This window comes from Amycolatopsis sp. cmx-11-32, assembly GCF_047608695.1.
GTDB lineage: Bacteria > Actinomycetota > Actinomycetes > Mycobacteriales > Pseudonocardiaceae > Amycolatopsis.
The window spans coordinates 822,629-841,599 of sequence record NZ_JADNQN010000002.1 but is presented as its reverse complement, the minus strand read 5'-3'; the positions used below and the strand labels follow the sequence as shown (position 1 = coordinate 841,599).

The window sequence follows — 18,971 nt, the reverse complement described above, 5'->3', positions numbered from 1 at the left end:
TCTGGTTCTTCGCGAGGATCCCGCCGACGATCGCGACCGCCCCGATCACCAGCGCGGTGATCCGCGCGACGCGGACTTCGCTGTCGGCGTCGGTCTTGCCCCGCTTGATCACGTTGGCGTAGACGTCGTGCGCGAACGACGCCGACGCCGTGATCGTCAGGCCCGCCACCACCGCGAGGATCGTCGCGAACGCCACCGCGGCGATGAACCCGAGCAGCACCGGGCCGCCCAGTTCGAGCGCCAGCAGCGGCGCCGCGGAGTTGGTCGTCCCCGGTGCCTTCGCGATCACGTCCGGGCCGACGAGCGCGCCCGCGCCGTAGCCGAGCACCAGCGTGAACAGGTAGAAGATGCCGATCAGTGCGATCGCCCAGACCACCGAACGGCGCGCGTCCTTCGCGGTCGGCACGGTGTAGAAGCGCATCAGCACGTGCGGCAGGCCCGCGGTACCGAGCACCAGCGCGATGCCCAGCGACAGGAAGTCCAGTTTGGTCGTGCCCGTCTTCCCGTACTGCTTACCCGGGCCGAGCAAAGCTTCCCCGGTCTGTCCGCCCTTGTCGACGGCGGCTTGGAACAGGTTGGAGAGGTTGAAGCCGTATTTCCCGAGCACCCACAACGTCATCGCGAACGTGCCCGCGATCAGCAGGACGGCCTTGATGATCTGGACCCAGGTGGTGCCCTTCATCCCGCCGATCAGCACGTACAGGATCATGATCACGCCGACGACGGCGATCACCAGGTCCTGGCCGAGGTTCCCCTCGATGCCGAGCAGCAGGTTCACCAGGCCGCCCGCGCCCGCCATCTGCGCCAGCAGGTAGAAGAACGAGACGGCGAGGGTGGAGATCGCGGCCGCCGCGCGGACCGGGCGTTGCTTCATCCGGAACGCGAGGACGTCGCCCATGGTGAACTTGCCGGTGTTGCGAAGGAGTTCCGCGACCAGCAGCAACGCCACCAGCCACGCGACGAGGAAGCCGATGGAGTAGAGGAAACCGTCGTAGCCGTTGATCGCGATGGCGCCGGCGATACCCAGGAACGACGCCGCGGAAAGGTAATCGCCCGAGATCGCGATCCCGTTCTGCGGGCCGGTGAACGCGCGGCCCGCGGCGTAGTAGTCGGAAGCGGTCTTCGTATTCCGGCTGGCCCGGAGAACGATCACGAGGGTGATCGCGACGAACACCGCGAAAATGGTGATGTTGAGCGCCGGATTGCTGCCTTGGACGCCCGCGGCCAGTGTGCTCACCGTTCGGTCCCTTCGACCCCGTGCCGGATCTTGTCGGCGAGCGGATCGAGTTTCCGGTTCGCGTACCGGACATAAAGGCCGGTGATCACGAAGGTCGACACGAACTGCAGCAGGCCGAAGACGAGGCCGACGGTGATGTTGCCGAAGAGCTTGGTGCCCATGAACGCGGTCGCGTAGTCGGCGAGGAGTACGTAGAGCAGATACCAGAGCAGGAACAGCACGGAGACCGGGAAGACGAACACCCGGAGCCGTCGTCGCAGCTCGGTGAATTCCGGGCTCGCCTGCACCTTTTCCCAGTCGGATTCCGGATCCGGGCCGAGGTCTTGCTCGGTGCCACTCACGTCGGACCTCCCACCTGCCGCGAACACTCGTGACGCCTGGCCGATTTCGTCGTCACGGGAGATCATGCCCCTTATGGGGCGCGAGAGGGGCAATCCATTTGAGTGAACGAGACGACTCTGCGTAGACCGTTGCGACACGACCGGGTGAACTACTTCCGGTGACGACCCTTTCCGGTGGTCCGCGTCTTCTCCTCGGCCTGCCCGAACCGGGCGACCGCGCGATCGCGCATGAACCCGAGCGGGTCGGGCGCGTGCAGCCGCAGCATCACGCCGTGGACGTCGTCCGGTCGCCCGTACCCGGTCGCGCGGCTCACCACGTAGGTGGTCAGGAACGCCGCCGGCACGGTGATCAGCGCGGGCTGGTTCGAGAACCACGGCGCCCAGCCGCCGGTGTACTTGCTGACGATGTTGACCACCAGCGCGGTCAGCACCAGTCCGCCGCCGACGAGCATCCCGGCCAGCGCGCCTGGCCAGCTGAGCTTCCGCCACCAGACCCCGAGCAGCAGCAGCGGACTGAACGTGGACGCGGCCAGCGCGAACGACATCCCGACCGAAAGCGAGAGGTCCTCCGACGGCAGCAGGACCGCCAGCGCGAACGGGATCAGCGCCACGATCGCCGTCGCCACCCGGAAATCGCGGACACGGCCGGGCAGCACGTCGGTGGACACCACCCCGGCGACACTCACCAGCAGTCCCGACGAACTGGAGAGGAACGCGGCGAACGCGCCCGCCGCGGTCACCGCGCCCAGGATCTGCCCCCAGAGTCCGGGGAGGACCGCGGACGGCAGCAGCAGGACGGCCGCGTCGGTCTTCCCGGTCACCAGCAGTTCCGGGACGTACATCCGCGAAAGCGCGCCCAGCAGTGTCGGGAACAGGTAGAACAGCCCGAGCAGCAGCAGGACGTGCACCGTCGTGCGGCGCGCGGCCTTGCCGTCGGGGTTGGTGTAGAAACGGACCAGGACGTGCGGCAGGCCCATGGTCCCGAGGAACGTCGCGAGGATCAGCGAATAGACCTGCAGCAGATCGGTGAGACTGCCCGAGCCCGGCCGCAGCCAGTCGCCGTTGGACGCGGGCGCGTCACTGACCACCGGGACCGGGGTGCCCGCGGTGAACTTCAGCGTCGTGCCCTTGGTGACCTTGTGCCCGGCTTCCGGCGTCCACACCGCGAAACCGTTGGCCCGCGCGCCTTCTATCTGGCCGTACGCCTCGAGCACGGTGACCGAGGTGACCTTCAGTGTGACGTCGGTCTGGACGGAGATCGTGGTGTTCTCGGTGAACATCGGCGGCGCAGGCTGCCCCAGCGGACGCGCGCCGCCCGGCCCGCCGGAGCCGACGAACACGATGCACAGGATGAACGTCGGCACCGCGATGGCGAACAGCTTGAGCCAGTACTGGAAGGCCTGGACGACGGTGATGGCACGCATCCCGCCCGCGATCACGTTGAAGCCGACCACGAAGGTCACCAGGATCGCGCCCGCCCAGGCTGGCACGGGCAGGATGGTCGCCAGCGTCAGGCCGGCGCCCTGCAGCTGCGGGGCCATGTAGAGGATCCCGATGAACACCACGAACGCCGTCGAAACCCGGCGCAGCATGGTCGAGCCCAGCCGCATCTCGACGAAGTCCGGCAGCGTGTACGCGCCGGACCGCCGCAGCGGCGCGGCGACGAACAGCATCAGCGCGAGATATCCGGCGGTGAAGCCGATCGGGAACCACAGCGCGTCGGCGCCGTCCTTGAGCACGATGCCCGCGATGCCCATGAACGACGCGGCGGACAGGTACTCACCGGAGATCGCGGCGGCGTTGCGCCGGGAGCGCACGGTACGGCGGGCGACGAGGAAGTCGTGCGTGCTGACGGCCGACCTCGAGGAACGATGCCCCAGGTAGAAGGTCAGAACCGCGACCAGCACGATGCCGGCGATGGCCCACGGATTCAGCTGCACAGTGGTATCTAATCGCGCGCTGACGAAAACGCGCCGCCAGGGCACCACTGAGTGAACACGTCACCTCGATGTGCGACCGCGTTTCCGGGGCCTTCGGCCACAAGAGGGCGCGTGATCATGCTCCTCCTCTCCGTGCCGCTCCGCGATCAGTTCTCGATCATGTCGACGAAGTCGCGTTCATGGCGTTCGGCGAGCCGGTTGTACCAGAGCCCGATGACGAACAGGAACGGAAACGGTGCCACGCCGAGGATCAACCAGGGCAACGGGATGCCGACGACGACCACTCGTCCGAACGACGGGATCAGGTAGAACAGCACCGGTAGTGAACACAGCGTGCCCATCACCAGCAGCGCCAGCAGGGAGGCCGTCCGCAGCTGGATCTTCACCAGATCCCGGACGAGGAGCTTTCCCCAGCTGGTCTGCTCTTCGAGTTCGACCCTGGCCCGCAGGGTGCTCGTGGCCTGCCGCGGATCGGCGAGGATCACCCGCTGCCGCTTGGGTTTCGCGTGGTGCTCGGGCTTCGCCTGCTCGTGTTTCGGGCCGGACGGCGCACCCGGCACGGGCTCGACGACGGCGCCTTCGGGCTGCGGCGGCTTCTTGTGCCTGCCCTTGCCCAGCGTCGGGTCCGGTTCGCGGACGCCGTTGACGCGGCGGTAGTAGTCGTCGGTCATGATCCGACGCTACGTCGACCGGTTGGTGCCGACCAGCCTGTCCTTGAGCGCGCGGGTGTGACGGCGGCTCACCGGCAGCACCTTCTCCTCGTTGCCGATGACGACCTGGTAGCCACCCTGGCCCATCCGCAACTCGGTGACCAACGGCAGCGAGACCAGGAACGACCGGTGGATCCGGACGAAACCCGCCTTCTCCCAGCGCTCCTCGAGTTGTGCGAGCGGGATGCGGACCAGGTGGCTGCCGTCGGTGGTGAACAACCGGGCGTAGTCACCCTGCGCCTCGACCCACCGGACCGAAGAGCGCGGGATCAGCTTCGTGGTGCCCGCGAGCTCGACGGGGATGACCTCGTCGTCGTTCTGGACGAGCCCCGTGCCCTCGGGGCCGCCCCGCTGCGGCGCGGCGTTCGCGGCGAGTTTGTCGATCACGCGGACGATCGCGCGGTCGAGCCTGTCCTGCTGGTACGGCTTGAGCACGTAATCGAGCGCGCCGAGGTCGAAGGCGTTGACCGCCTCTTCGGCGTGCCCGGTCACGAACACCAGCGCCGGTGACGGGCGCAGCGCGGCGAACACGCGGGACATCTCCATCCCGGACAGTCCGGGCATGTCGATGTCGGCGAACACCGCGTCCACGATCGGGAGGCCGCGCGCCTTGCGGTCGCCGAGCCTCGGGTCGTCGGTGGACAGCAGGCGCAGCGCCTCCGAAGCGTCGATCGCCGGGAAGACCAGGGCGACGTGCGGGCTGTTCCGGAGACAGTGAACTAGTTCGTCTAGCCCTTTGGGCTCATCGTCCACCGCAAGGACAATGAGCTTCCGGGTGTCATCGTGAGCACTCACAGTGAGTCGCATAATGCCCATTGCCGGGTTCCCTGTCCAGCCCGCCTCACGAAAGTCGAACGAAAAGGACGGCACCGCCCACCCCCGCGCCCGGGGTGGCCGGTGCCGTCATCTTTTCCGGTGACACGAACCGCCTAGCCGTGCCACATCTCTTCCTTCACGGGGTGAAGGTGAACCAGTTGACGCTCACGAAATCGGCGGGCTGGCCGCTCGCGAAGGTCAAGTAGACGTCGTGCTTCCCGGTGATCCCGCTGATGTTCGCCGGAACGGTCCGCCAGTTCTGCCAGCCGCCGGTGTCACCGACGGCGAAGCTGCCGACGGGCGCGTTCGACCGGCTGTCGAGCCGGACCTCCACGAGGCCGCTCACGCCACCCGCCGCGCCGGACGCCACCCGCGCCTGGAACTGCCTGCCGGTCCGCGTCCCGAAGTCGACGTTCGGATAGCGGGCCCAGTCGCCGTTGCCTGCCGGGCCGATGTTCTGGCCGCCGCCGGAGTCGGACGTGGCCTGCTTGGCGATCCCGGTGGCCTGGCTGTAGGACTCCGCCTGGATCGTGCTGTAGGCGCTGCCGCCGCCGGGAGAACTCGTAGTCGTGGTGGGTGTGGTGGGTGTCGTGCCGCCGCCGCGGGTCAGGACGGTGACGTAGTCGACGAGCATCGGATGCCCCGGCACGATCCCGGGTCCCGGCGTCGTGGTGCCGGAGTTGTTGTTCGGGAACGCGCCACCGATCGCGACGTTCAGCAACACGAAGTAGCCCGCGTGGTTCGTCATGTTCGCCCAGGTGGTGGCGTCCACCTGGTTCTGATCGACCGAATGGAACTGCTGACCGTCCACGAACCAGCGGAACACGTTGGGGACGGCGCTCGTGTCCCATTCGAAGGTGTAGGTGTGGAACGCGCTCTGGCAGCTCGCGCCGGGGCAGGTCCGGCTGCCGACGAGGCCGGTGGTCTCGTCGCACGGGCCGCCGGGGTTGACGCCGCAGTGCAGCACACCCCAGACCGAGTCGATCCCGTTGACGTTCTCCATGATGTCGAACTCGCCGACGGCGGGCCAGTTCCAGTAGTTGCCGCGATACGGCGAGCCGAGCGCCCAGAAGGCTGGCCAGTAACCGAGGGCCGCGGCACCGGTGACGTTCGGCATCTGGATGCGGCCTTCGATGCGGAGCGCGCCACCCGACGGCGGTTTGAAGTTCGTGCGCTGCGTTTCGATCCGCCCCGAGGTCCAGTTGCCCGCGCCGTCACGCAGCGGCGTGATCCGAAGGTTCCCGGAACCGTCCTGAGCGAGGTTGGCGGGATTCGCGGTGTAGTTCTGGATCTCACCGGTGCCCCAGTTGCCGGGACCGCCGGGATAGGCGTGACCGGTGTCGATGATCCAGTTCGCGCTCGACGGGAGCGAACCCGCGGCGCCGGTGAAGTCGTCGGTGAACACGGTGGTCCAGCCGGACGGCGGGGGCGGGACGGCGGCGGCAGCGGGGATCGTGAGGGGAACCGCGATCAGCGCCGCGCCGGCCGCCGCGCCGAGCGCGATCTTCCAGCGGCTCCGGTGGCTCGGACGGCTCGCTTGGGGAGAAGTAACGGACATCGGACCTCCTCGTCAACACTGTCGAGGGTTTGTTGCCGTTCACAACAAAGCGGTATGTCCGATATGACACCTGGTCTGAACCACTTACGCCTACCACCGTCCGGGTGAATCTGCCCCCAGCCCCGACGCGATGAACGGGACTTTCCTCGCAACTTTTGCGAGGAAAGTCCCGTTCATTACCCTGGTCAGAGGCCGAAGCGGCTCCACGCGGCCTTGTGCTGCACGGCGTCCAGCAGCGCGCTCGCCGCGGCGGGAGCGCCGATGCCGAGCCGCGCCAGCAGGGCCTTCTTCGGTTCGGCGATCGAGATCTCGGCGTCCGGGTACCGCTCGCTGATCACCTGACGGAGGCTGCCGACGCCGTCGATGAGACCGAGTTCGACCGCGCGGGCGCCCAGCCAGACATCCCCGTTGAACAGGTCGTCCGAGCCGGAAAGGCGGTCTCCCCGGCGTTCGGTGACCCAGTCGACGAACAGTTCGTGGAGCTGGCCGTGCATCTTCTTCAGCCACTCGACGTCTTCCGGCTTCTCCGGGCTGAACGGGTCGAGGCGGGACTTGTTCGTCCCCGCGGTGTGCAGCCGCCGCTCGATGCCGAACCGCTCCAGCAGGCCGGTGAACCCGAACCCACCGCTGATCACGCCGATGGAACCGACCATCGACGTCCGGTGCGCGTAGATCTCGTCGGCCGCGCAGGCCAGCCAGTAGCCACCGGACGCGGCGACGTCCTCGGCGAAGGCCAGGACGGGCACGTTCTTCTCGTCGGCGAGCTGGCGGATCCGCTCCGCGACCAGGCCCGACTGCGTCGGCGCCCCACCCGGCGAGTTGATCTGCAACGCGACGGCCTTCAGCCGGTCGTGCGCGAACGCGCGGGTCAGCGCCGATTCGACGGCGGCGAGGTTGATCGATCCCCTCGCCAGTGGCGACGGGGTCGGCGTGATGACCCCGTGCAGCTTCACCACGGCGACGACGTCCTTGCGCTCACCCCGGTCGCCGATCATCGGGAGACGGGAGGTCAACTTGTCCGCAACGCTCATACCGCCAGGTTACCGACGTTCAGGACGGCAGCACGCCGCTGCGCGAACCGGCCACCCCGCTGGCCTCGTGCGGGCCACCCTGCGGGGGGACGGCGGTGCTGTCGACGGAGAAGTCCGGCAGGTTCGGCCGCACACCGGGCATGAACTTCGGCACCCGCAGGGTCACCTTCATGCCGGCACCGGGCGCGGTTTCGACCATGAGCGCGTAGTCGCGGCCGAACACCTGCTGCATCCGCTGGTTGATGTTGCCGAGGCCGACGTGCGCGCCGGTGCGGTGCTGGCTGCGGAGGTCCGCGAGCTTGGCAGGCTCCATGCCGATGCCGTCGTCCTCGACGCTGATCAGCGCCTCGGCGCCGTAGTCCTCGGCGATCACCGTGACGCAGCCGCCGGAAGGCTTCGACGCGAGGCCGTGTTTGACGGCGTTCTCCACCAGCGGCTGGATGATCAGGAACGGCACGACCACCGAAAGCACCTCGGGCGCGATCTTCATCCGCACTTCTAGCCGCCCGCCGAAACGGGCGTTCTCGATGGTCAGGTACCGGTCGATGTTCCGCAGTTCCTCGGCGAGCGAGGTGAACATGCCCGACGTCCGGAACGAGTAGCGCGTGAAGTCGGCGAAGTCCTGAAGCAGTTCTCGCGCCTCTTCCGGGTCTGTCCGGATCAGCGACGAGATGGTGTTGAGCGCGTTGTAGACGAAGTGGGGCGAGATCTGCGCGCGCAGCGCCTTGATCTCCGCCTGCTGGAGCTGGTTCTTCGATTCGTCGAGGCGTGCCAGCTCGAACTGGGTGCAGACGAACTGCGCGACCGCGTCGGCCATCTGCACCAGCCGCCCGCGCGTGCGCCCGACGACCAGCAGCGCCGCCTCGGTCTCGCCCTCGACGATCAGCGGCACGATCACGGCGGTCCGCATCCGGCAGGTGCCGCGGTGGTTGCACGGCATCTTGTCGTGCGCGACGACCTCGCGGCGGTGTTTGCGGATCGCGTTGCCGATGGCGTCGACGAGATCGACGTAGTGGTCGTTGGCCTCGCCGTCCCAGGACAGCAGCGTGCCTTCGCTGTCGGTGATGCCGACGGCGACGCAGTCGAGCATCTCCAGCAGCTGGCTGGTGATCTTGTCGGCGACCTGTTCGTCGAGCCCCTCGCGGAGGTCCGGCGTCGCCTTGGACATCCGGTGGACGGCCTGCAGCACCGCGTTCTCCACGATGCTCGCGGGACGCCGCAGCTTGATCAGCAGGACGATCACGAGGATCGCGAGGAGCAGCGCGACACCCCAAGGGATGATCTGCGCGATCTCGAGCCCGGACACGGCGTCCATGCTCTGCGCTCGACCAACCGGGTGCAAGGCCTGCTTCCCACTTTCCGTTGAGTTGTGACAACTGAGGGTGGGACCGACCCTACCCAAAGCCGGGGTGCTCTCCCCGGGGTCACTCCCCGTGGCGTCGGGAAGACTGTCCGCAGGCAATCGTTTCCGGGGGAGGAACACAAGGCGCGGAACGGGGAAACTCGCCGCGGTCGGGGAACCTGGTCGCGGAAGGGGGATTCCCGGGAGCGGTCGTCCAGGTCCGGAGCGGTGAGGCGTGCTGGCGCTGAACGGGTACGACCTGGCGAAGGACGTGGCGCACGAGGCTCCGCTGCCGAGCAGTCCGCTCCCCGCGGGTCGCCGCCGCCCGCTGCTGACCGCGTTTAGTCCTCTAGTTGCGGTAGTTGCGCGTGCAAGTACCGCAACTAGAGGACTAAACGCGGAGGTGGTGGGTCACTTCAGCAGCCGCGACATCCGCCGGTCCGCCAGTGGTTTGCCGCCGGTCTGGCAGGTGGGGCAGTACTGGAACGACTTGTCCGCGAACGAGATTTCGCGGATCGTGTCGCCGCAGACCGGACACGGCAGCCCGGTCCGCGCGTGCACCCGCAGCCCGGACCGCTTCTCCCCCTTGAGCCTGGCCGCGGACTGTCCGACCGACCGCGTCACGGCACTGGTCAGCACTTCACGGATGGCCTCCGAGAGCCCGTCGAGCGCTCCTTCGGACAGTTTTCCGGTTGTGGCGTAAGGAGAAAGCTTCGCCATGTGCATGATTTCGTCGGAGTAGGCGTTGCCGATCCCGGCGACCAGCGACTGATCGGTCAGCGCCGTCTTCAACCGCTCGGTGCGCCCGGTGAACAGCTTCTCGAGTCCCGCCCGGTCCAGCGACAGCGCGTCCGGCCCGAGCCGCGCGATGCTGGCGACCTCCTTCTCGGGATCGCGCACGATCCAGACCGCCAGTCCCTTCTTCGTGCCGGCCTCGGTGAGGTCGAAGCCCGGCCCGGCGGCCTCGTCGAGGTGGACGCGCAACGAGATCGGCCCCTTGCCGGGTTTGAGCGGCGTCGGCGACAACGCGTCGGACCAGCGCAGCCAGCCCGCCCTCGCCAGGTGGACGACCAGATGGAGATCCCCGGCGACGAGGTCGAGATGCTTGCCGAAGCGGCCGGCCCCGGTGACCTCGCGGCCGTGCAGCTCGGTCCACGGCGGTGTCGCCGTCTTCAGGACGCTGAGGGACGACACGTCGACGCGGAAGACCGTCTTGCCCACCGCGTGTTCACGCAGATGGTGAGCGAGCGCTTCGACCTCGGGTAACTCGGGCATGGCCCCAGTCTCGCGCGTTCAGGCCGCCGCGACTACTCCACCGGGTGCAACGGGCCGTCGAAATCCGGCAGCGAGTGCTTCTGGATGGTCTTGGTGATCTTCGAGACCTCGCCGCGCACGGTGAACATGCCGCGGATGGTGCCCACCCAGCGCTCGGACGGCCGGTCGCCCGCCAGATCGCCCTCGGTCTCGGCGACCACGGTCCACGGACGGCGCAGGATCCACCGCAGCGGGAAGAACAACGCGACCAGCAAGAGCGCCAACGGAACCCAGGACGGGATCATCACGTCCGCGGGGGTCCACAGGATGAGCACGATCGCGAGCAATGCCGTCACCACGATCATCGCGATACCCGGGCCGTAGCTGCCTGCCACATCGTGCTCGAAGTCGTCCGCTGTCGCGGGAGCACGCCATTCCATCTGGGCTCGGACCACCCAGTCACGGCCGTCCTCGCCGTGCACCAGCCGGTTCATTCAGTCGCCTCCCGCGCGGCCGCTCGCTCGTCGTGAGCGAGCTCCACCGTACCGTGACCACGGCGAAATTCGCGAGAGTTCGAAGGCGATCTGCCCCTCTCGCGCGTTACGGGCACGTCGGGTGGTCGACGCGTGGTTCCGGATAGTGGGAAGTGGGCTTCACCGGGCTCTGCTCGTCCTCCGACGGCTCGTCGGAAGGCGTCTCGGTCGTCCCCTCAGGGTTGCCGATCACCGGCGAAGTGGCCCCTTCCCGGCCAGTGGTCGACTCCGGCGCGTTGTTCGGCTCCGTGGACTCCCGCGGGGTGGTCGTCGTCGGACTCAGCGACCCCCCGGACGGCGGGAGGTCGTCCCGCTTCGTGGTGGTCTGGTTCGAGCCGGTTTCCGGGACCTCGTTACGCGGCGAGGTCTCCTCCTGTGACGGAACCAGGCCTGGCTGAGGCTGCGGCTGCGGTCGCGGCTGCTGAATGTCGTCGCCGCCGAATTCCTTCCTCGACTTGCCCGCACCGGGCAGGCTCGGCAGGTCGGCGACGCCGAGTTCCGCCGCCGGGCCCCGCCCGGTCTCGATGGACTGGGGCCCCTTGCCGTGCAGCTGGTCCTCGGCGATCCGCTGCGGCGGAATCTCCACCGGCCTGCCCTGGCCCGGCGGGGCGACCTGCGCCGGCAGCAGCGTCAGCTCCGGCAGCCCGCCACCGGGCAACCCGATGGTGTGCGTGACGTCGGTGCCGAACACGGCCGGACCCGCGACGAGCCCGGCCGCGCCCGCGGCGGCCGTCGAGGCCACCGCCAGACCGACCTTGACCTTCGACCCGAGCAGGATTCCCTTGACCGACGCGGCCACCCCGGACAATGCCCCGGACGACCCGCTCGCGTAGATCCCGGCCGCCCCCGGCACCAGCAGGGCCACCACACCGGCGTGCGCCCGCAGCGAAGAACAGACGTCACGCAGCTCGTCATGCGTGGCACGGCAGGACTGGCACCCGATCAGATGAGCCTTGATCCGGCGAGCCTCGGCACCGGTGACACTGCCCGCGGTGAACCCGCCGAGCTTCTCCACCACCGCCCGGCACGAATCCGGCCCGCGGTTCACCGACAGATGCGCCTGCAGATACGCCGCCCGCAGCCCCTGCCGCGCCCGGCGCGCCAACGCCGCCGTCGCGTTCGCGCTCAGCCCGAAATGCGGCGCGACCATCGAGGGCTGCTCACCCTCGACCTCCGTCTGCCACAACACCGAACGCCAGCGCTCCGGCAAACTCGTGAAAGCGGTCGTGATCAGCGAATGCTCGGCCGTACGGGCATGCGTGTCCGTCCCCGCCCCGGCCCGGAAAGTCAGCTCGTCGTCGCTCACCGGCACGTCACGACGCGCGCCGTGCCACTCCCACGAGACCCGGCGAGCCACCGTCAGCAGATACGCCCGGACATAGTCCCGCGGCCCCGCGCCCCGGCGCAGCGCCTGAAGCACCCGGAAGAAGGTTTCGGCCGTGATGTCCTCCGCCTCCGAACGATCGGAGGCCAGACTGCGCGCCAGTCGCCGCACCGCGGCGGCGTGAAGCTCGAAAAGCTCCCCGAAAGCGGCGTCCTCCCCTTGGCGGAGCCGCTGGAGCAATGCCTGCTCGTCGGATTCCGAGACCGCCTGAAGCGGCACTGTGCCCTGCTCGGTCATCCGGCCAGGCACCTCCTCCCCGAAGGACTCACCATTCGGTCGAATGGGGACACCATACGGAGGTATGCAGCCGTCGTCACCCCTTGTACGCCAGGCGTGACACCGAAGCACGTGTCGGGGTGGGTAAAAACGGCTACAGACGGTCCGTGTATGGTTGTTCCACTGCTTCAAACGAGTGCTGAAGCAGCGCAAGACATGCGGATGTAGCGCAGCTGGTAGCGCATCACCTTGCCAAGGTGAGGGTCGCGGGTTCGAATCCCGTCATCCGCTCGCATGCGGGCGCAGTGTGTCCAGAAAAAGCCTGGACCCAGGCCTGCTCGCCATAATTCCCGGAGGGGGCCGAGCCCCCCGGACCCCCACGTCGCTTGTCTCTCACCTTTTCGGGGTGGGTACGGAGCACGTGGTCTTCTTCGTTTTCCCCCTATGTTCTTCGTGGCTCTTTTGGTTACTAAGTGCTACAGGTTCGGTGAGCGGGGTCACACGACCGTAGTAATTCGGATTCGTGCATATGTCGGCCCGCTGGCCGCGGTCGTCACCTGGGCATTCGGTAGCTTGTGGGCCGGATCTTCGAGCCTGGGGGAACAAGCATGAGCGAGAGCACGTCGGGTGGCGACACCGCCACCCTCGAGCCCGCCTCGCGACGTCCGCGAACCACCGGGACCAGGCTGTCCCGGCTGCCCGGCCTCGGCACCGTGTCGCTGTGGGCCCTCCTTGTCACCCCCATCGTGCTCGCGCTCGCCGAAGCCCTGAGGTCACCGAGGCTCAACTACTGGGACTTCTGGCACGCCCTCAGCCTCACCACCGACGCGAACGGCTCGCTCGACCCGTCGACCTTCGGGAGGCTGTACAACGAGCACCCGATCATCACCGTCGCGATGACCTTTTGGGTCGACGCGAAGCTCTTCGCCGGCGCCAACTGGACCCTCGGTGTCGCCACGGTGCTGCTGGCTCTGGTCACCTACGCCGCCCTGTGGAGCATGCTCCCCGAGAAGCTCACCGGCCTCCCCCGTCTCGCCGTCCTGGCCGCGCTTTCCCTGCTGGTCTTCTCCTCGGCCGGGATGGACTACTTCGGCGCGGGCTGGATGGGGATCCAGTGGTTCGTCGGCATCGCACCCGCCGTCGTGGCCATCGCGTTCGCCCACCGCGGCCGCACCGTGCCCGCCATGCTCCTGGCGCTCATCGCCTGCCTCGGCCACGGCTCCGCCTTCCCGGTCTGGATCGCGCTCGGCCTGATCGCGTGGCTCCGGCGGGACCGGCCGTGGCGGGTCCTGCTTCCCTTGGTGCTCGGCCTCGGTGTCCTGCTCTTGTGGCGGCTGGCCACCAGGGTCGAGGTAGGCGCGCCCCCCGCCATCCTGGGTGTGGACACCTACTTCGGTTCGATCGTGACCGTCCTCGGCCGCACCTGGGCGGCATCGGCGGCCGACACCGCCATGGTCACCGGCGTCGCCATGCTCGTGGCCATCGGACTCACCGTCGTGGACGCGGTCAAGCGACGGGGCACGGCGTCGACCCCGCAGGCGGGCAACAGCTCCGGCTGGGTCGGCTTGGGCGTCCACATGGCACTGGCCGCCGTGCTGATCGGGCTCGGCCGAGGGCGGTTCAGCAACGTCGAAGGCCTCTCCGCCCGCTACTCGATCATCGGCCTGCTCGCCGTCGGCGCGCTCCTTGTCCTCCTGGCGATGCGAGCACAAGGACGCGTCCAGCGCTACCTCGTGCCCATCGCACTCGTCGTCGGGCTCAGCACGTACGCCGTCGGGTCGACGAGCGCCCACATCGTCCGGAAGGGTTACCCCGGCCAGCCCGTCCTCGCGGTCGCCATGCAGACCGGCGCCACCGCGGTCGTCAAGAAGATGAACGGCTACCCGGAGAACCTCGACAAGTACCGGCGACTCGGTATCTACCCCTTCACGTCCGACTTCACGCTCGGCTGTGGCGAGGGCGGACCGGAACTCGGCTCCCGGATCGACGTGGCCTCGGTCCCGGTGATCACCGCGGCGATACCGAAGGGTGGCGATCGGACGGCCGGATTCATCGAGAGCCCCGCTGTCACCGGCGACACCACCCTCACCGGCTGGTCCTTCGTCGGCGGCGAACAGGCCGACTGTGTGGTGGTCACCGATGGCTCCGGCACGGTCGCCGGAGGCGGCGCGGTCGGCTTGCCACGCCGCGACGTCTCGACGGAGTTCGGCCCCATCACCGGCCGCGCCGGCTGGGAGGCCGTGGCACGACCGGGACTCGAGGACGGTCTCGTGTTCGTGAGCCGCGAGGGCGAGCTCTACCGGCTGGGGGCGCAGACCGACGGCAAGCCCTGAGATTCCGCCCGCTCAGGGCGCGGGCACCTTGAAGGGGTCGTGCTCGGACAGGAGCTTGTCGACCCGTGCCTGGTCGACTCTGCTGACGACGGCGTTCTCGTCCTGCCGGTCACGGACGCATTTGGCGAGGGTGAACGCCGACGTCGTCAGGAACAGCATGCCGAGAGGCCCGCGATGACGGCGACCAGGGCCAGGCCGAAGGAAAGGGCCGCCTGGACAAAGAACGCGACGGTGGTCGGAGGCGCCGAGGAGTGGGGTTTTTCGTCATACAAACCAAGGTCCACCGACGGCCGCCCGATGTCTTGAGTACGGCTACTCAAGAAGGTGTCGCGATCAGATCTCGTAGCCGTCCATCACGGTCGGCGCGACCGGGGAGAGGTGGTCGTCGCCGCGTTCGGCGACCAGGCCACGCGCCATCCGGTACACCTGGAACTCGTTGTCGTGCGCGGGATCCTGGTCGTCCCAGACGTGCAGGAGACCGTACGAACCCGGCGCGAGGTCGCCGACGCGGGTGAACAGGTCCACCAGCTCGGTCCCGATCACCGTGCCGTGCTTGTCCATACCGCCCAGATGCAGCACCGGCACCCCGGCGGCCCAGCGCAGGTCCACCAGATCACCGTCGGCGAAATCGCGGACGGCGCGGTGCACCCGTTCGACGATGCGCTCGAGCAGCGCCGCGTCATCGTCGCCGGAAGGGCTCGCTTGGATGGTCACCCACCCGTGGTATTCGAACACCCGCCTGAGTTTAGGCAGGTCCGGCCGCCATCACCGCCGGCGCCCCATCGCGCCGCAGCACGTTCTTGAAAACTCGCTCGCCGTGCCGCTCGAAGGCGGGCGCCAGTTTCTCGCCGTAGACGCACAAGGTTCGCTCCCACGGGTGCCCGAGTGTGCCGAAGCGGAAGTCGTTCGCCAGGAACAGGTGGTAGTCCGTACGCGGGAACACCGGAACCGGCCACGGGTCGAGCGCGGCGTGACGATGCGGGTAGAAGCGATACGACTGATGCTGCCAGTGCAACACCCATACCCACTCGTCCTCGGCGACGCAGTCCTTCAACGCCGACAACGCGACACGGGCGACGTCGTTCTGCTCGACGGCGTACGGGCCGAGCCGGAATTCGGCCGAAGACCGGTCGAGTCCACCGGGCGCGAGGTCCCACGCGACGGACGGCGCGGGTTCACGGAAGCCCGGCCAAGCGTGCGAATAGGTACTCGGCCAGAACGCGAGCTTGTCGTAGACCCAGTACCACGCGGGCTCATCCGCGACCCTGGAGACGGCTTCCCATGCGTTGTTCACGAGCGACCCTCGGTGGTTCGGCCGATTAAGACTGGGAAAGCTTCGTGTTCGGGGCCCAAGTTGTCCAGCTTGTAGGCATACTCCGTGAAACTGTCACCTGATCAGGTGTCTTGTGCCGCCGCCGGAACCGTGAGAATGACGGTGCGTGAACGGCGAGCCCGCCGGACGCGGGCTCGCCGTCGTTCGATCATGCGGCCGCCTCCCAAAGGCTCATGAAGGCCGACGCCTCACTCCGCACCCACGGCCGCACCCTGTCGCGATCGCGCGGTGACAACGCGAACTCCTTCGAACGCCGGACATCGATCACCAGCGGACGCCCGCCGGGACGCAGCTCGTCCATGGTCTGCTCCAGTAGCCACAGCACCATCTGCGCCGCGTCGCGGCTCAACGGTTCCTCCTTGAAGTAGAGCCAGGTCGCGTAGACCGGGCCGTCGGCCTTGCGCAGGCCGAGGTGCGGGTTGATGCCCACTTCGAGCGCGCCGAGCCGCCAGCGCGACCGGCCGACCTCGGCCAGCCGCAGGTCGCGCCGCCCCAAATAGCGCAGCCAGCCGTCGGCGATCTCGGTGTAATGCGGCCGCGTGCGCTCATCCGCGTTCTCGATGAGGGCACGCATCGCTTCGCGATCCCGCCCGGAGATCCGCCCGGCCCGGATCGCGTTCGCGGCGCGGAGGTAGAAGTTGAACCCGCCCCGGGCCGGGTCCTCGTACTGACGGCGCCACCGCCGGACGAACGAGGAACGTGCGGGACCCGAACTCGTGCTGTACCCCACGAACGTGGGCAGGGTGATGTAGGCCATCCGTGTCTGCCTTTCGCCGCTGTTCCTGCTGTACAACGTCGATTTTAGAACACATGTACGACAAAAACCGGCGCCTTACGGGTGACTCCGGCGAGGAGGCCAAGGACCTTCGAGCAACTCCGCCGCTTCCTCGAGGATCGGCACCTCGCAGACGTCACGCGGGGTGAGATCGGTGGGGATCCAGTTGTCGAGCATCGCCGACCAGCGCGCGATCCCGCGCAGCGACGCCGGCGACCCGAGCAGCTCGCCGACCTCGCTGACCAGCGCGCCACCGGCCGCGGGTGACAAGTCGCCCTCGACCATGGCGGTGAGCCAGCCGCGGATCAGCAGCCAGCGCGCGGCCGTCGGGTCGGTGGGCAGTTCGAGACCGAGTTCGCCGACGACCTGGCCGAGCGCGTTGTCGACGGCGTCTTCGCCGGAGGACTCGAGCCCGGCGAGCAAGGCGAGAGAGGGCACGTCGAGCCCGGCGACGATCGCGTCCAGACCGGCCTCGACCAGGTGGGACGTGCGGACGTCGCGTCCGGCGAGCCTGCCGATGGCCAGCTCGCGCAGCGCGCTGCGACACGCGTCGATTTCCGTCACCCGGCACTTCCCACGTCCGCCACCGTACCGCCGGGAGGGGTGGGTCGCCCGTGCACGCGTTCACCTGGTCGTGAAGGCCTCTTTGCCTGCCTTTCAGGGCCCAGGATCTCGGCAAAGTCGCGGAGCTGCCGCTCTGCGTCGCTGGTGGTAGTCCGGACTTGACATCGCTCGTGCCGGGGTTCATCCCTTCACCGTCAGCCTCACACAACGACGAATAACGCCTGACCCGCAAGACCTCGACTTTGCCGGGACCTTCCGGTCCACGATGTCGCGTCCGGGCGGTGCTGGACCTAGGCACGGACGGACGTAAGAATGGGAAAAGACCAACATCAACCACCCGTCCGGGTCATGCAACACTGACGGCCCACACCCGGCGGCAGGGGGCTATATGAGCTGGCAGGACGAGCTTCGACAGCTGGATGTCGAGCTGGCCTCGGGCCGCATCGGGCACACCGAACACCGCAAGAGGCGCGACGAACTCCTCGCGGAGGCGTCCGGTGGGACAATGCCGTCGCCGGTCGCCTCACCGTTGCGTCATCAGTCCGGACCGTGGCACAGCACCAACCCCGCCGCACGGCCGATCGAACTGCCGACGGCCACGGTCCCGGCGCCCCTGCCGCGGCAGACGCCCCCGCCGGAGCGGAAGACCGAGCCGATCGCCACCGAGCCGCCCCCGTACCGGTCACGCGACGAGAAGCGGGACAGGCAGTCCATCCCCCACATCGCGGACCACAAGACCACGGCGCCTTCGCCCGCCGACATCAATCCGACGGTCTATCTGCGCGCGGAGCCGCCAACGCAGGTCCAGCGCAAGCGGGCCACCGCGGAGCCGAACCGGCCGCTCCCGCCGCTGACGCCCGAGCCCCGCCCTCAGCACAGCGCTCCCGCCGAGGATTACACGGTCGCCGGCAAGGAGAAGCCGGTGTGGCTTTTCCTCGGCGCCGGTGTGCTCGTCGTGCTGGTACTGATCATCGGCGGGACCCTGTGGCTCGGTTCGTCGTCTTCGAACGTCGCCGGCACGCCGCCCGAGACGGCCCAGCCGCCGGGTGGGCTCTCCGGGCTCGTGCCGAGCGAACGGCCGGACAGCACGCGGACACCGGTGGAAGACCGGCTTCCCGCGTTGCCGGGGACGCCGTCGAAGGAGAACTCCACGATGTCGGTCGCCAAGGGTGCCGAGCTGAAGCTCTACTCCCAGGCCGCGGCCGACTTCATGCTGGCCAAAGGGGTCACCTCGGTCACCTACAAGGGCTCGTCCGACGGTGTGAAGGGCTATCTCGTCCTGGTGATCCCGACGAACGACGCGAAGGACGCGGACGCGGTCGTCAAGTACTTCCGGCAGAACTCGATCAACGCCGGAATGCGCGAACAACGCGTCGGTGACCGGCTCGCGCTCGTCGGCGCCAACAAGAACGGCCAGCTCAGCGGGTTCGGGTACGCGTCCGGCACGATGGCCGTGACGGCTTGGGTGTCCCAGCCGCTCGGTGGCGATTCGAAGGCACTCGACGACCGTCTGGAGAAGACGGCCGCCGCGCTGGGCGACGTCCTCCCGGCGGGCTGAGCTGCCCGGATCGCCGGCAGATCACGATTCGACCCGCGAGAGCGCC

18 protein-coding genes and 1 tRNA gene are annotated in these 18,971 nt (G+C 68.4%); 3 read left to right on the top strand and 16 right to left on the bottom strand.

Annotated features, from left to right (window positions below; translation table 11 throughout):
* From ACM6LR_RS08740 to ACM6LR_RS08690, 11 genes are all read right to left on the bottom strand, one after another.
* On the bottom strand, positions 1-1,237 hold a 1,237-nt coding region (locus ACM6LR_RS08740; protein ID WP_414943520.1), incomplete at its 3' end, for a cation acetate symporter.
* Positions 1,234-1,578 (bottom strand): DUF485 domain-containing protein, encoded by a 345-nt coding sequence (locus ACM6LR_RS08735; protein WP_414936397.1) that lies wholly within the window; start codon positions 1,576-1,578, stop codon positions 1,234-1,236. The genes ACM6LR_RS08740 and ACM6LR_RS08735, both read right to left, overlap by 4 nt.
* Before the next feature lie 149 nt (positions 1,579-1,727).
* The gene (locus ACM6LR_RS08730; protein WP_414936398.1) at positions 1,728-3,518 is read right to left on the bottom strand and encodes a cation acetate symporter; all 1,791 of its coding nucleotides are present in this window, start codon (positions 3,516-3,518) and stop codon (positions 1,728-1,730) included.
* Positions 3,519-3,664: 146 nt separating this feature from the next.
* Positions 3,665-4,189, bottom strand: coding sequence for a hypothetical protein (locus ACM6LR_RS08725; RefSeq protein WP_414936399.1), 525 nt, complete (start codon positions 4,187-4,189; stop codon positions 3,665-3,667).
* 9 nt (positions 4,190-4,198) lie between these two features.
* Positions 4,199-5,035, bottom strand: coding sequence for a LytR/AlgR family response regulator transcription factor (locus ACM6LR_RS08720; RefSeq protein WP_409489632.1), 837 nt, complete (start codon positions 5,033-5,035; stop codon positions 4,199-4,201).
* 145 nt (positions 5,036-5,180) lie between these two features.
* Positions 5,181-6,602: a carbohydrate-binding protein gene (locus ACM6LR_RS08715; protein ID WP_414943519.1), complete on the bottom strand. Its 1,422-nt coding sequence runs from the start codon at positions 6,600-6,602 to the stop codon at positions 5,181-5,183.
* A gap of 185 nt (positions 6,603-6,787) precedes the next feature.
* Complete coding sequence (locus ACM6LR_RS08710) at positions 6,788-7,633, bottom strand: S49 family peptidase (protein ID WP_414936401.1); 846 nt, start codon at positions 7,631-7,633, stop codon at positions 6,788-6,790.
* A 19-nt stretch (positions 7,634-7,652) separates the two neighbouring features.
* Complete coding sequence (locus tag ACM6LR_RS08705; protein WP_414943518.1) at positions 7,653-8,948, bottom strand: histidine kinase; 1,296 nt, start codon at positions 8,946-8,948, stop codon at positions 7,653-7,655.
* 438 nt (positions 8,949-9,386) lie between these two features.
* On the bottom strand, positions 9,387-10,250 hold the full coding sequence (locus ACM6LR_RS08700; RefSeq protein ID WP_414936403.1) for an Fpg/Nei family DNA glycosylase: 864 nt from the start codon (positions 10,248-10,250) through the stop codon (positions 9,387-9,389).
* Between the two features lie 32 nt (positions 10,251-10,282).
* Entirely contained in the window at positions 10,283-10,723 is a 441-nt protein-coding gene (locus ACM6LR_RS08695; RefSeq protein WP_414936404.1) for a DUF983 domain-containing protein, read from the bottom strand.
* A 106-nt stretch (positions 10,724-10,829) separates the two neighbouring features.
* The gene (locus ACM6LR_RS08690) at positions 10,830-12,383 is read right to left on the bottom strand and encodes a sigma-70 family RNA polymerase sigma factor (protein ID WP_414943517.1); all 1,554 of its coding nucleotides are present in this window, start codon (positions 12,381-12,383) and stop codon (positions 10,830-10,832) included.
* 197 nt (positions 12,384-12,580) lie between these two features.
* Between ACM6LR_RS08690 and ACM6LR_RS08685 the strand changes: the two genes are divergently transcribed.
* Both ACM6LR_RS08685 and ACM6LR_RS08680 read left to right on the top strand, forming a co-directional pair.
* A tRNA-Gly gene (locus ACM6LR_RS08685) sits at positions 12,581-12,653 on the top strand.
* Between the two features lie 317 nt (positions 12,654-12,970).
* On the top strand, positions 12,971-14,695 hold the full coding sequence (locus ACM6LR_RS08680) for a hypothetical protein (RefSeq protein WP_414943516.1): 1,725 nt from the start codon (positions 12,971-12,973) through the stop codon (positions 14,693-14,695).
* A gap of 12 nt (positions 14,696-14,707) precedes the next feature.
* Here the strand turns inward: ACM6LR_RS08680 and ACM6LR_RS08675 are convergent, their stop codons facing one another.
* From ACM6LR_RS08675 to ACM6LR_RS08655, 5 genes are all read right to left on the bottom strand, one after another.
* Positions 14,708-14,854 (bottom strand): hypothetical protein, encoded by a 147-nt coding sequence (locus tag ACM6LR_RS08675; RefSeq protein WP_414936407.1) that lies wholly within the window; start codon positions 14,852-14,854, stop codon positions 14,708-14,710.
* A 174-nt stretch (positions 14,855-15,028) separates the two neighbouring features.
* A complete protein-coding gene (locus tag ACM6LR_RS08670) occupies positions 15,029-15,430 on the bottom strand; it encodes an immunity 7 family protein (RefSeq protein ID WP_414936408.1) in 402 nt (133 codons plus the stop codon).
* A 10-nt stretch (positions 15,431-15,440) separates the two neighbouring features.
* Positions 15,441-15,989 carry a DUF2716 domain-containing protein gene (locus ACM6LR_RS08665; RefSeq protein WP_414936409.1) on the bottom strand — a complete coding sequence of 183 codons (549 nt, stop codon included), beginning with the start codon at positions 15,987-15,989 and terminating at the stop codon, positions 15,441-15,443.
* A 187-nt stretch (positions 15,990-16,176) separates the two neighbouring features.
* Positions 16,177-16,785: a hypothetical protein gene (locus tag ACM6LR_RS08660; protein ID WP_414936410.1), complete on the bottom strand. Its 609-nt coding sequence runs from the start codon at positions 16,783-16,785 to the stop codon at positions 16,177-16,179.
* Positions 16,786-16,860: 75 nt separating this feature from the next.
* A complete protein-coding gene (locus ACM6LR_RS08655) occupies positions 16,861-17,367 on the bottom strand; it encodes a hypothetical protein (RefSeq protein ID WP_414943515.1) in 507 nt (168 codons plus the stop codon).
* A 388-nt stretch (positions 17,368-17,755) separates the two neighbouring features.
* Here ACM6LR_RS08655 and ACM6LR_RS08650 point away from each other — a divergent pair, with 388 nt between their 5' ends.
* The gene (locus ACM6LR_RS08650; protein WP_414936412.1) at positions 17,756-18,925 is read left to right on the top strand and encodes a hypothetical protein; all 1,170 of its coding nucleotides are present in this window, start codon (positions 17,756-17,758) and stop codon (positions 18,923-18,925) included.
* Positions 18,926-18,971 lie beyond the last annotated feature (46 nt).

Bases quoted from the DNA above. Each gene is read 5' to 3' on its own strand.
- ACM6LR_RS08705 (WP_414943518.1), bottom strand. From the start codon at position 8,948: ATGGACGCCGTGTCCGGGCTCGAGATCGCGCAGATCATCCCTTGGGGT.
- ACM6LR_RS08660 (WP_414936410.1), bottom strand. From the start codon at position 16,785: ATGGCCTACATCACCCTGCCCACGTTCGTGGGGTACAGCACGAGTTCG.
- ACM6LR_RS08690 (WP_414943517.1), bottom strand. From the start codon at position 12,383: ATGACCGAGCAGGGCACAGTGCCGCTTCAGGCGGTCTCGGAATCCGAC.
- ACM6LR_RS08725 (WP_414936399.1), bottom strand. From the start codon at position 4,189: ATGACCGACGACTACTACCGCCGCGTCAACGGCGTCCGCGAACCGGAC.
- ACM6LR_RS08675 (WP_414936407.1), bottom strand. From the start codon at position 14,854: ATGCTGTTCCTGACGACGTCGGCGTTCACCCTCGCCAAATGCGTCCGT.
- ACM6LR_RS08720 (WP_409489632.1), bottom strand. From the start codon at position 5,035: ATGCGACTCACTGTGAGTGCTCACGATGACACCCGGAAGCTCATTGTC.
- ACM6LR_RS08650 (WP_414936412.1), top strand. From the start codon at position 17,756: ATGAGCTGGCAGGACGAGCTTCGACAGCTGGATGTCGAGCTGGCCTCG.
- ACM6LR_RS08700 (WP_414936403.1), bottom strand. From the start codon at position 10,250: ATGCCCGAGTTACCCGAGGTCGAAGCGCTCGCTCACCATCTGCGTGAA.
- ACM6LR_RS08680 (WP_414943516.1), top strand. From the start codon at position 12,971: ATGAGCGAGAGCACGTCGGGTGGCGACACCGCCACCCTCGAGCCCGCC.
- ACM6LR_RS08695 (WP_414936404.1), bottom strand. From the start codon at position 10,723: ATGAACCGGCTGGTGCACGGCGAGGACGGCCGTGACTGGGTGGTCCGA.
- ACM6LR_RS08715 (WP_414943519.1), bottom strand. From the start codon at position 6,602: ATGTCCGTTACTTCTCCCCAAGCGAGCCGTCCGAGCCACCGGAGCCGC.
- ACM6LR_RS08710 (WP_414936401.1), bottom strand. From the start codon at position 7,633: ATGAGCGTTGCGGACAAGTTGACCTCCCGTCTCCCGATGATCGGCGAC.